Source organism: Klebsiella sp. MS 92-3 (genome assembly GCF_000195655.1).
GTDB lineage: Bacteria > Pseudomonadota > Gammaproteobacteria > Enterobacterales > Enterobacteriaceae > Klebsiella > Klebsiella pneumoniae.
Genome location: NZ_GL882756.1, coordinates 5,765 through 17,602, shown reverse-complemented (window position 1 = coordinate 17,602; position 11,838 = coordinate 5,765). Strand labels below are relative to the sequence as shown.

The following is an 11,838-nucleotide window of genomic DNA, read 5'->3' as shown; positions in this document are numbered from 1 at the left end:
AAAACCCCCCGGGGGGGGGGGGTTTTTTTTGTTGGCAAGGGTCAAACAGGGGTACAACAGGGGTACAACAGGGTCTTACTCATCGCCGTCCGGTGAAGGGGGCCGGGCAGCGACGCATCGGGCTTACTTGTAGATAACGGCGGTACCGTGAAGGGTATTCGGACCGGTTACCGAAGTAATACGGTATGAAGTGGCGCCCATCTCATCCGCTTTCTGCGCCAGCTGGTCTTCCAGCGAGCCCAGGTTAGTCCCGGCAGAAGCAGAGATGGTGCCTACTTTATGCTGTCCTGCAGGGGTGGACTGCACCTCTACAGCGGCAAAGCTGGCGAAAGAAAGGGAACTTAAAACGGCGGCAATAGCCAGAGTATTAACGGTTTTCATGATTATTATACCTGTGCAGATGAATTTTATAGTAGGGTCGCAAGCATTAACTTAACGATCGATAGGTAAATAATAATGTGATCTATGTCACACGTCAATGCATTTTTATAACGATCGTTTAACTATTTATAAAATGCTTAAATTTCATACATATATGAATTATTTATTTTTAAACCGACAGCGCTGGCCCCGGCGATCGTTTATTTTTATAATGGCCTTTCACCAAACCAACATAGGTACAACGGCACCATGACAACTGACGTTCAAAGTTGCGCCAAAAAAAGCCGTGGCCGACCGAAGGTGTTCGACAGGGATGCGGCGCTGGACAAAGCCATGACACTCTTCTGGCAGCACGGCTATGAGGCGACCTCGCTCGCCGATCTGGTCGAGGCGACAGGAGCAAAAGCCCCCACCCTGTATGCGGAATTTGTGAATAAAGAAGGCCTATTCCGCGCAGTGTTGGATCGTTACATTTCGCGCTTTGCCGCGAAGCACGAAGCCGTGCTGTTTGCCGAGGGAAAATCCGTCGATCGCGCGTTGCGTGACTACTTCACGGCGGTCGCCACCTGCTTTACCAGCAAAGAGACGCCGGCCGGCTGCTTTATCATCAATACCTCCGCCGCGTTGGCCGCCTCCTCGACGGATATCGCCAATACCATCAAATCCCGCCATGCGATGCAGGAGCAGGCGCTAACCCAGTTTCTGCAGCAGCGGCAGGCGCAGGGCGAACTGCCCGCGGGCCGCGATGTCGCGCAGCTGGCGCAATTTCTTAACTGCGTTCTGCAGGGGATGTCGATTAGCGCCCGGGAAGGCGCGGATTTCGACAAGCTGATGCAAATCACCGATACCACTCTCCGTCTCTGGCCGCAGGTCCTCGAGTCCTGATGCGCCCTGCTTCCGGCGGTATTCTGCCGCCGGATCCGCTCTCCTGTTGGCTTTATCCCCACAAAATAGATTGATTTTTATTATCTTTTCTCGCGCAAGATAAACGCAAATGATATTGATTGCGATATTCATTATGTGCAAAATCCTTTTTTGAGTTTTTCCAGATGTTTCGCATTGTAACGAATACCGGCCGACGCCGGCCCATAACAACGACAAAACAACTTGCTCATAAAAGGAATGGATATGAAAAAGCGCCTCTGGGTGCTCCACCCTCTGCTGCTGGCCAGCACGCTGCCTGCGCTGGCGGCTCAGTCTGATGAAGACAGCATCATCGTTAGCGCAAACCGCACCCATCGCACCGTGGCCGAAATGGCCCAAACCACCTGGGTCATTGAGGGCCAGGAGATTGAGCAGCAGGTCCAGGGCGGGAAAGAGTTCAAAGACGTGCTGGCGCAGCTGATCCCCGGCATCGACGTCAGCAGCCAGGGGCGGACCAACTATGGGATGAACATGCGCGGGCGCGCGATCGTCGTGCTGATTGACGGCGTCCGGCTCAACTCCTCACGCACCGACAGCCGCCAGCTCGACGCCATCGATCCATTCAACATCGAACATATCGAAGTGATCTCCGGAGCGACCTCGCTGTACGGCGGGGGCAGTACCGGCGGGCTTATCAACATCGTTACCAAAAAGGGGCAGCAGGATCGTCAGGTCGATCTTGAGGTGGGCAGCAAGAGCAGTTTTGCGAACAGCAACGATCATGATGAGCGCGTCGCGGCGGCCGTCAGCGGCGGAACAGACCACGCATCCGGCCGCTTGTCGGTAGCCTATCAGCGTTTCGGCGGCTGGTACGACGGCAATAACGATGCGCTGATCCTCGATAATACCCAAACGGGACTCCAGCACTCTGACCGCCTCGACGTGATGGGGACGGGGACGATTGAGATCGATGATAACCGCCAGCTGCAGCTGGTCACCCAGTATTATAAAAGCCAGGGCGATGATGACTACGGTCTGTGGCTCGGGAAGAACATGTCCGCGGTCACCAGCGGCGGCAAAGCGTATACCACCGACGGGCTCAATTCCGACCGTATCCCCGGCACCGAACGCCATCTGATCAGCCTCCAGTACTCCGATGCCGACTTTTTCGGCCAAAATCTGGTGAGCCAGGTGTACTATCGCGATGAGTCCCTCACCTTCTATCCGTTCCCGACGCTCACGAAAGGTCAGGTCAGTAGCTTCTCCTCGTCGCAGCAGGATACCGATCAGTATGGGGCCAAGCTGACCCTCAACAGTCAACCGCTGGCGGGGTGGGATCTCACCTGGGGTCTCGACGCCGATCATGAGACCTTTAATGCCAACCAGATGTTCTTCGATCTGCCCCAATCGATGGCCTCCGGCGGGTTGCACAACGAATCGATCTACACAACCGGCCGCTACCCGGGATACAGTATTTCCAATGTCGCGCCATTCCTGCAGTCCAGCTACGATCTGAACGATATCTTTACCGTCAGCGGCGGGGTACGCTACCAGTGGACCGAAAACCGGGTCGACGACTTTGTCGGCTACGCCCAGCAGCAGGATATCGCCAACGGCAAAGCGCGCTCCGCCGACGCCATCAAAGGCGGCAAAACCGATTACGATAACTTCCTGTTTAACGCCGGGATCGTGGCCCACCTGACCGAGCGTCAACAAACCTGGTTTAACTTCTCGCAGGGCGTCGAGCTACCGGACCCTGGTAAATACTATGGCATCGGTAAATATGGCGCTGCGGTGAATGGTCATCTGCCGCTGATCTCCAGCGTCAACGTCGATGACTCGCCGCTGCAGGGGATCAAAGTTAACTCGTACGAGCTGGGCTGGCGCTACACCGGCGATAACCTGCGCACCCAGCTGGCGGCGTACTACTCGACCTCAGATAAGACCATTGTCGTCAACCGCACCGACATGACCATCGACGTTCAGTCCGACAAACGGCGTATTTACGGCGTTGAGGGGGCGGTCGACTACTTTATTCCGGATAGCGACTGGAGCGTCGGCGGTAACTTCAACGTGCTGAAATCCCAGGTGCAGACCGACGGCCGCTGGCAAAAATGGGACGTCACCCTCGCCTCGCCGTCTAAAGCCACCGCCTGGGTGGGCTGGGCGCCGGATCCGTGGAGCCTGCGCGTGCAGAGTCAGCAGGTATTTGACCTCAGCGATGCCGCCGGCAACAAGCTGGAAGGCTATAACACCGTCGATTTTATCGGTAGTTACGCGCTGCCGGTGGGGAAACTGACCTTCAGTATCGAAAACCTGCTTAACGAAGACTATGTGACTATATGGGGCCAGCGCGCGCCGCTGCTCTACAGCCCAACCTACGGCAGTTCATCGCTGTATGAGTACAAAGGTCGTGGCCGCACCTTTGGTCTGAACTACGCCTTAACCTTCTGATAAAAAAAGCCCCTCAGCCTGAGCGATTGAGGGGCTAATCACTACACAAATCTGTTTTTAGATTTTGTTGTTCAGGACCAGCTGGCCGTTGTTGTCCAGCGGGATCTGGCTGCCGGGATCGTGATCCATGCGGATTTTCCCCTGCTGATCGCCTATCTTATAGGTCACATCGTAGCCGAGCATTTTATCGGATTTGTCATACACCGTTTTGCAGCGCTGCTGGGTGGTGGTGTAGGTATCGTTGTCCTGCATCGCGCCCTGGATCTGGTTGCCTGCATAGCCGCCGCCCAGCGCACCTACAACCGTCGCCACGCTGCGTCCGTGACCGCCGCCAAACTGGTGGCCAATCACCCCGCCCGCCACCGCGCCCAGCACCGAACCGGCGATGCGGTTTTCATCCTGTACCGGACGACGATGAGTCACCGTGACATTGCGGCATTCCTGACGCGGCGTTTTCACGGTTTCTTTAATCGGTGTACTGGAGACCACTTGCGCATACTGCGGGCCGCGATCCAACACGTTGAGACCAGCGACAGCTGCAACGCCCAGCGCGGCAGCCACGCCTATCCCTATACCCGCCAACATAGATTTATTCACGGGAGTTCCTCCTTTGTTGCTGTTGATACAATTTTGCAACCGGAGCCGGGAGGGCGCAAATCAGATAGCGGATGAAAAGTGCGAGAATTCGCTGCAAATCAAAGGGATTCAGAGGATTCCGAGCGGGATCTCTGCGGTTCCAGCAGAAGAGCCCGGAGGCGCCCTCAGAGCGCGCCTCCGGGTCGCGACAGCGATTAGTGCAGCTTCAGGCGCGGGCGAATGATGCGGTTGATGCGCCCGACCAGCATCATCAGGCCGGTCTTGAAGTAACCATGCAGAGCAATCTGGTGCATACGGTACAGGGAGATGTACACGAAGCGCGCAATGCGCCCTTCCACCATCATCGAACCGCGCATCAGGTTACCCATCAGGCTGCCGACGGTGGAGTAATTTGACAGCGACACCAGCGAGCCATGGTCTTTATAGGTGTATGCCTTCAGCGGTTTGCCTTTCATCTGCGCCAGGATGTTGTTCAGCGCGCAGGTAGCCATCTGGTGCGCCGCCTGGGCCCGCGGAGGCACAAAGCCGCCTTCCGGACGGGCGCAGGAGGCGCAGTCGCCGATGGCGAAAATATCCGCATCGCGGGTAGTCTGCAGCGTCGGCTCGACCACCAGCTGATTGATACGGTTGGTTTCGAGGCCGCCGATCTCTTTCATGAAATCTGGCGCTTTGATCCCCGCCGCCCAGACCATTAGATCCGCCTCAATATATTCGCCATCTTTAGTGTGCAGGCCGCCCGCATCCGCGCTGGTGACCATGGTCTGCGTCAGAACCCGTACGCCCAGCTTAGTCAGCTCATTATGCGCTGCCCCGGAAATGCGCGGCGGCAGCGCAGGCAGAATGCGCTCGCCCGCCTCGACCAGCGTGACGTTCAGCGCTTCGTTGGTCAGCCCTTTGTAGCCGTAGCTGTGCAGCTGTTTCACCGCATTGTGCAACTCAGCGGAGAGCTCCACGCCGGTGGCGCCGCCGCCGACGATGGCGATATTTACTTTACCGTTAGCGCCGAGGTTAGCAGAGTATTTAAGGAACAGGTTGAGCATTTCCTGATGGAAGCGACGCGCCTGGTGCGGGTTGTCGAGGAAAATGCAGTTCTCTTTTACGCCAGGGGTATTAAAGTCATTCGAGGTACTGCCCAACGCCATGACCAGCGTGTCGTACGGCAGTTTACGCTCAGCCACCAGCAGCTCGCCTTTTTCATTGCGCAGCTCGCCGAGGGTGATGGTTTTCCCTTCGCGGTTGATATCGACCACCGAGCCCAGCTGGAACTGGAAACCGTGGTTGCGGGCATGGGCCAGATAGCTCAGCGCATCAACGCCTTCATCCAGAGAACCGGTGGCCACTTCGTGCAGCAGCGGCTTCCACAGATGGCTGTGGTTACGGTCCACCAGGGTGATTTTCGCTTTCTTATGGCGCCCTAACTTTCTTCCCAGCTGAGTTGCCAGTTCCAGTCCGCCAGCGCCGCCACCCACAATTACGATTTTTTTCAATGGCGTAGTCATGTGTACCCCTAAAATTATTAACCAATTGTTAAATAAAAGTTATTGAAATAGCCTTTATTTAACAACAAGTTACGTTAATGAAACCATTCAGCACTGTCGAGAATACCATGAACGGTGCATTGGTCATACCAAAATTGATGTGCATCAAGTTTTGTCGCGTATTTTTTCAGCGAAACCAATAAGTGTAGACATGAAAAAACCCGCGTGGTGAACCCGACGCGGGTTTGGGAACAAGGGAAAAGCAGTTAGCCGAGGGTTTTAAACGCTTTCAGCCGCTGCAGATGCGGCGAGATATTTTTAAACTTATGGGTCTGCTCTTCATCCCAGATAATTTCATAATAGTGGTGCAGGAGATCGGCGGAACGCTGGCTGTCCAACGCCTCGTCCTGGCGGGAAAGCACCACCAGGCAGCGATCGCGGTTCTTCTCGCGGAAGTTGGTCACGCACTTGGTGGCGATGTCAGCATACTCTTCCGGTCGGTCGATTTTGCCTTCCATGTTCTCATGCGGAAACAGGTTTGGATTGAACACCGCCTGGCGGATATCGCACAGAAAACCAATCCGCTCCGCCCAGTAGCCGCCAAGGCCGACGCCGCAGATCAGCGGCCGGTCATCGGCAGTGAGCTGCAGCATTTTATCGACCTCTTTCAGCAAATGCTGCATATCGTGCTTGGGATGCCGCGTGCTGTAGCTAATCAACCGCACATCCGGGTCGATAAACTGCAGCTGCATCACCTTCTCATGGTTACCGGGGCTGTTCGAGTCAAAACCGTGTAAATAGATAATCATCGCATCCTCACCAGACAACAACGCCCCGTAGAGCGTTACGCGGACTTCGCCTCTTGCCAGCGCGCATGAAGCTGCTCCAGCTGGGCACTCACCGTTTTCCAACGGGCTGAATCCCTTAACTCCTGACGGGAAAAGGAACCTTTATGATACAATTTCGTAACACGCTCTGCTTTGATCGGCGACAGGTTATCCAGCACACTGACCGCGCCTTTACGATTATTGCAGACGAGGATCATATCGCAACCGGCGTCGAGCGATGCCTGACCGCGTTCGGCATAGCTGCCCATGATCGCCGCCCCTTCCATCGACAGATCGTCGGAGAAAATCACCCCGTCAAAGCCCAGTTCGCCGCGCAGCACCGTTTTCAGCCAGTACGCCGAGCCGCTGGCCGGACGCGGATCGAGCTCCGGGTAAATCACATGCGCCGGCATAATGGCATCCAGACGCTGCTCGGCGATAAGGCTTTTGAACACCGCCATATCATGGTCGCGGATAACCGATGCCGCCCGCGGATCGAACGGCGTCTCTTTGTGCGAATCGGCAGTCACCGCCCCGTGACCCGGGAAGTGTTTGCCGGTGGTTTTCATGCCCGCGGCGTGCATCCCGTCAATGAAGTGACGCGCCATCGTCAGCGCTTTCTGCGGATCTTCATGATAAGAACGTTCGCCGATTGCGGCGCTGATATGGCCGACGTCCAGCACTGGCGCAAAACTAATATCGATATCCATGGCGATCATTTCGCTGGCCATCAGCCAGCCGGCTTCGGCGGCCAGTTTGCCCCCCTCTTCCATCCCCAGCAGCGCGGCGAAAGACTGGGCCGCCGGTAAACGGGTAAACCCTTCGCGGAAACGCTGAACCCGCCCCCCTTCCTGATCGACCGCCACCACCAGATGGTTCCGGGAGGCGTCGCGGATCTGGCGCACCAGCTCGCGCAGCTGCGCCGGATCGTGATAATTTCGGGTAAAGAGGATCAACCCTCCCACCAGCGGATGCGCCAGAATCTCTCGCTCTTCCGCATCCAGCTCATACCCTTCGACATCCAACATCACTGGGCCCACACTGACCTCTCTTATCCTTTACGTTCGTTGTCTAACTGACACCATATTTCATCTGCCAGCGTGATAAATTGCCGGTCCCCGCTCTGCCGCCAGCGCATTTCATACCAGCCCGCCATCAGCAGCAGTACCCACGGGCGCCAGAGTGCAACCTGCCGCCAAAGCAGCTGCGCGTCGATGGCCGCCCGCCGGGCATACGCTTCTACCAGCCGACGGCGCTCGCCAGGCGTGATCCACACCGCGGCCAGCTCCAGCGCGATATCGCCATCGCCGGCATATTCCCAGTCGATCAGCCTCAGGCCGGACTCATTATGAATAATATTGCCGGCATGGACGTCCATGTGCAGCGGCGCCAGCCGCAGGGGACGGGGCTCGCCCTGGCGGCGCAGCCGCTGATGCCAGCGCAGCCAACGCGGCTTGCGCCGCGCCGGATCGCACCTCTGCCAGTACTGGGCCAGCAGTGGTATGAGGCTAACCCGCCAGCCAAACCGCGGTTGCTGATGCAAATCATACAATAAGCCTGACAGCTGCGGGGAGGCCGGTAACTCGCTTTTCACTTCCCCTGCGCAATACTCCACCACCATCCAGCAGGGTGAGTAAAACAGCGGGGTTGGTGCCAGCCTGGCAGGCAGTCGGCGGAGTGCGTGATACTGACGGCGAAAATAGTAAGTGGCGGCAGACGGATCGTGCGGCTGACGCAGCACGTGCCGCCGGTCGCCGTCGCTGATAATCACACTGCCGCCGCTGAGGCCACTCTGGCTCAGCGAGGCGACAGGATGATAATGGGGAAAGAAGCGCGACAAGAGCTCGTCGCGCGTTAGCTTATTGTTGCTGAACAGCACCTTTACCTGACCAGATTATCTCACCGGTTTGCACCAGCATGAGCTGCATTTTCAGCTCAGGCGCGTTGACGTTGCCGGTGGCATTGGAGTAAAGCACATACTGCGCGCCCACGTTGCGGGCGATGCCCATGGCTTTGCTGCGGCTGCCGAGGCTGTCCTGCGGCGACAGGCCCAGCTGCTGCTTGGCGACCGCCAGCTGCTGCGCCGATACCAGGGTAAATTTGCCGTTACCGGCCAGCGCACTACGTAGCGCAGTGGTGGCTTCTCCAGCATTCAGCGAACCGTTGGTGCGGTTGTTCACGCTGTCAACCAGCAGAATACTGCCGGCATTGACCCCACTCGCCTGCAGCATCTGCCCCACCAGCGGCTGAACCGCGCCGTTCCAGTCATAATGACGCACGCGCGGCGCCGGCTGACCCGACTGCTGATCCTGATGCTCAATCGGCCCAGGCTGCGCCGGGACAGAGGGCACCGCCGGTACAGTCGGCACCGTGGGCTGCGGCTGCGCAGGCTGCTGCGGCTGCGGTTTGGCCTCTTCTACCGGCGCGGGCTGCTCCCGCAACCCCGCACAGCCTGCGAGGAATATCGCCAGTGCTGTGATTAACGCATAGCGACACATTTTCATCATTATAATTACCCCTTACAGATAAAGATAAAGGCGGGCCTTATGCGCCCCCAGGATATTGGCGCTGCCATATAACGTGACCGAGGAGCGGGCCGGTACCACGATGGTGCGCGGCGCGTCCAGCGGATGCATCTCCAGCCCTCGGGCGTCATACCAGAAAAAACGATAGTGCACGGTAACCGGCTGCTGGCGCTCGTTATATAGCGTTGAGGAGGCGGTAGCCTGAATCTCTGTCGCCACGACGGCAGGCTCGCTGGCGCTGATCCCCGCCGCCAGCACGCTCGACTCCATCACCAGCGCCTGCTGGTCAGAAACCGGGATCTCCGGGTGTGAACTACACCCGGCGAGTAGCCCCGCCGCCAGACACGCGCCCAAAAGGGTCCTGAGCATGACGTTAGCCTTTGTGCGCCAGCATCGGGCCAAGCGGACGACCGCCCAGCAGATGCATATGGATATGGTACACTTCCTGGCCGCCGTGGCGGTTGCAGTTGACGATCAACCGATAGCCATCGTCGGCAAGACCTTCATCGCGGGCGATCTTCGCCGCGACGGTCATCATCCGGCCCAGCGCCAGCTCATGTTCAGCGGTGACGTCATTTACGGTAGGAATCAGAACATTCGGGACAATCAGAATATGGGTGGGCGCCTGCGGGGAGATGTCGCGAAAAGCGGTCACAAGCTCATCCTGATAGACAATATCCGACGGGATCTCCCGGCGAATGATTTTGCTGAAAATCGTTTCTTCTGCCATGACTGATTCCTTATAAGTTTTATCCCGTGCGCTGGCCTGCTTCTGCAGATAAACGCGGACGCACAGGTTCCGCTAAGAGTATGAGCGACATTCTCCCTCTCTTTCAACCTGAAAGCTCTTTTTCTTATTCAACTATAGACTTAGCTGCTGAGGGAATAAGCATATGGCGGACTGTTTTCAGGGTTATCGCTTGTGGGGCACCGACTTTAGCGCATAAAAAAGGCAGCCAGTTGGCTGCCTTAGTCTCCCCGATACTACGTCTTAACTGTTACGGATGTACTCATCCATTTCAGTTTTCAGGTTATCGGACTTGGTACCGAAGATGGCCTGTCCGCCAGAACCTGCCACTACCACGCCAGCGGCGCCCAGTTTTTTCAGGCCAGCCTGGTCAACTTTCGCTACATCCGCCACGCTAACACGCAGACGGGTAATACATGCGTCGAGGTTGGTGATGTTCTCTTTACCGCCGAAAGCGGCGACCAGAGCCGGAGCCATCTCGCTGGTGGCGCCAGCTTTGCTCTCTTCGGTGGTGTCTTCACGACCCGGTGTTTTCAGATCCAGGGCTTTAATCAGCACACGGAAAATGACGTAGTACACGATCGCATAGCAGATACCAACAATCGGGAACAGCCACAGCTTGCTGCTGTTACCGGACAGCACGATAAAGTCGATCAGACCGTGAGAGAACGAGGTACCGTCACGCATACCCAGCAGGATACAGATCGGGAACGCCAGGCCCGCCAGAATGGCATGGATAACGTACAGTATCGGCGCCACGAACATGAACGAGAACTCGATCGGCTCGGTGATACCGGTCAGGAACGAGGTCAGCGCGGCGGAGATCATGATGCCGCCCACTTTGGCGCGGTTTTCCGGTTTAGCAGAGTGCCAAATAGCGATAGCCGCTGCCGGCAGACCATACATTTTGAACAGGAAGCCGCCAGACAGTTTGCCCGCCGTCGGGTCGCCTGCCATGTAGCGCGGGATATCGCCGTGGAACACCTGACCAGCCGCGTTGGTGTATTCGCCGATCTGCATCTGGAAAGGAACGTTCCAGATGTGATGCAGACCAAACGGCACCAGGCAACGTTCGATGAAACCGTAGATACCAAACGCCACCACTGGGTTCTGATAAGCAGCCCACTGGGAGAAGGTTTGGATCGCGGAGCCGATCGGCGGCCAAATGAAGGAGAGGATCACGCCGGTGAAGATAGCGGCCAGACCAGAGATAATCGGCACAAAACGCTTGCCCGCAAAGAAGCCGAGATATTCTGGCAGCTTGATGCGATAGAAGCGGTTGAACATGTAGGCGGCGATAGCACCGGAGATAATACCGCCAAGCACGCCGGTATCAGCAAGGTGTTTTGCCGCAATCTCGTCAGCAGGTAAATGCAGCACCAGCGGCGCAACAACCGCCATGGTTTTCACCATGATGCCGTAAGCCACGACTGCAGCCAGTGCGGATACACCGTCGTTATTGGTGAAGCCGAGGGCCACACCGATAGCGAAGATCAGCGGCATATTGGCGAAAACTGAACCGCCTGCTTCTGCCATAACGTGGGAGACCACGGCTGGCAGCCAGCTGAAGTTAGCGGAACCGACGCCCAGCAGGATACCTGCGATAGGCAGTACGGATACCGGCAGCATCAGCGATTTACCGACCTTCTGCAGGTTAGCAAATGCATTCTTAAACATAATTGAGAGTGCTCCTGAGTATTTGGTACTTTTTTACGCTTTCACGCATTGGCCCGGGGGGAGAACCGTGCCGTGGACAGGACATCTAAGCGCCCTTTATTTATTACACAGAGTAAAATAATTAACGGGATGATTGTTTGACGGCTATCACGTTTCAATCAGCCTTCCGGTAAAAATTTACATCAACTTACATAAATTGTATCCAGATGTTGCTAAAAAACCTTCACCCCCCCCCCCTTTTGTTGTGGGGGGTTGGTCGTCTTTTTTTTTTTTTTTTTTTTTTTTTT

General features: G+C 56.6%; 14 protein-coding genes. 3 read left to right on the top strand and 11 right to left on the bottom strand.

Going from position 1 to position 11,838, the window contains the following annotated elements:
• Positions 1-123: 123 nt before the first annotated feature.
• Positions 124-381 (bottom strand): multiple stress resistance protein BhsA, encoded by a 258-nt coding sequence (bhsA, locus tag HMPREF9538_RS21795; protein WP_002900788.1) that lies wholly within the window; start codon positions 379-381, stop codon positions 124-126.
• Between the two features lie 97 nt (positions 382-478).
• Here bhsA and HMPREF9538_RS32090 point away from each other — a divergent pair, with 97 nt between their 5' ends.
• Together HMPREF9538_RS32090 and HMPREF9538_RS21805 are read left to right on the top strand one after the other, a co-directional pair.
• On the top strand, positions 479-634 hold the full coding sequence (locus tag HMPREF9538_RS32090) for a hypothetical protein (RefSeq protein ID WP_004147941.1): 156 nt from the start codon (positions 479-481) through the stop codon (positions 632-634).
• Positions 631-1,266: a TetR/AcrR family transcriptional regulator gene (locus HMPREF9538_RS21805; RefSeq protein ID WP_004140640.1), complete on the top strand. Its 636-nt coding sequence runs from the start codon at positions 631-633 to the stop codon at positions 1,264-1,266. Before HMPREF9538_RS32090 ends, HMPREF9538_RS21805 begins: the two co-directional genes overlap by 4 nt.
• Before the next feature lie 52 nt (positions 1,267-1,318).
• On the opposite strand, the gene HMPREF9538_RS32085 is transcribed toward HMPREF9538_RS21805, so the two are convergent.
• Positions 1,319-1,441, bottom strand: coding sequence for a hypothetical protein (locus tag HMPREF9538_RS32085; RefSeq protein WP_009484243.1), 123 nt, complete (start codon positions 1,439-1,441; stop codon positions 1,319-1,321).
• A gap of 68 nt (positions 1,442-1,509) precedes the next feature.
• Between HMPREF9538_RS32085 and HMPREF9538_RS21815 the strand changes: the two genes are divergently transcribed.
• The gene (locus HMPREF9538_RS21815; RefSeq protein WP_020316863.1) at positions 1,510-3,699 is read left to right on the top strand and encodes a TonB-dependent siderophore receptor; all 2,190 of its coding nucleotides are present in this window, start codon (positions 1,510-1,512) and stop codon (positions 3,697-3,699) included.
• Between the two features lie 57 nt (positions 3,700-3,756).
• Here the strand turns inward: HMPREF9538_RS21815 and HMPREF9538_RS21820 are convergent, their stop codons facing one another.
• From HMPREF9538_RS21820 to ptsG, 9 genes are all read right to left on the bottom strand, one after another.
• Positions 3,757-4,296, bottom strand: a complete 540-nt coding sequence (locus HMPREF9538_RS21820) for a glycine zipper 2TM domain-containing protein (RefSeq protein WP_002900781.1) — start codon at positions 4,294-4,296, stop codon at positions 3,757-3,759.
• A gap of 194 nt (positions 4,297-4,490) precedes the next feature.
• Positions 4,491-5,795, bottom strand: a complete 1,305-nt coding sequence (locus HMPREF9538_RS21825) for an NAD(P)/FAD-dependent oxidoreductase (protein ID WP_002900778.1) — start codon at positions 5,793-5,795, stop codon at positions 4,491-4,493.
• A 245-nt stretch (positions 5,796-6,040) separates the two neighbouring features.
• Positions 6,041-6,583, bottom strand: a complete 543-nt coding sequence (gene ycfP, locus HMPREF9538_RS21830; RefSeq protein WP_002900775.1) for an alpha/beta hydrolase YcfP — start codon at positions 6,581-6,583, stop codon at positions 6,041-6,043.
• Positions 6,584-6,618: 35 nt separating this feature from the next.
• Positions 6,619-7,629 (bottom strand): beta-N-acetylhexosaminidase, encoded by a 1,011-nt coding sequence (gene nagZ, locus HMPREF9538_RS21835; protein ID WP_004147935.1) that lies wholly within the window; start codon positions 7,627-7,629, stop codon positions 6,619-6,621.
• A gap of 23 nt (positions 7,630-7,652) precedes the next feature.
• Positions 7,653-8,480 (bottom strand): thiamine kinase, encoded by an 828-nt coding sequence (thiK, locus tag HMPREF9538_RS0127010; RefSeq protein WP_020316860.1) that lies wholly within the window; start codon positions 8,478-8,480, stop codon positions 7,653-7,655.
• On the bottom strand, positions 8,461-9,099 hold the full coding sequence (gene lpoB / locus HMPREF9538_RS21840; protein WP_014342994.1) for a penicillin-binding protein activator LpoB: 639 nt from the start codon (positions 9,097-9,099) through the stop codon (positions 8,461-8,463). The genes thiK and lpoB overlap by 20 nt, the downstream gene beginning before the upstream one ends.
• 21 nt (positions 9,100-9,120) lie before the next feature.
• Complete coding sequence (locus tag HMPREF9538_RS21845; protein ID WP_002900683.1) at positions 9,121-9,495, bottom strand: YcfL family protein; 375 nt, start codon at positions 9,493-9,495, stop codon at positions 9,121-9,123.
• Positions 9,496-9,499: 4 nt separating this feature from the next.
• Entirely contained in the window at positions 9,500-9,856 is a 357-nt protein-coding gene (gene hinT, locus HMPREF9538_RS21850) for a purine nucleoside phosphoramidase (RefSeq protein WP_002900681.1), read from the bottom strand.
• A gap of 261 nt (positions 9,857-10,117) precedes the next feature.
• Positions 10,118-11,551: a PTS glucose transporter subunit IIBC gene (gene ptsG / locus HMPREF9538_RS21855; RefSeq protein ID WP_009484239.1), complete on the bottom strand. Its 1,434-nt coding sequence runs from the start codon at positions 11,549-11,551 to the stop codon at positions 10,118-10,120.
• Between the last annotated feature and the right edge of the window lie 287 nt (positions 11,552-11,838).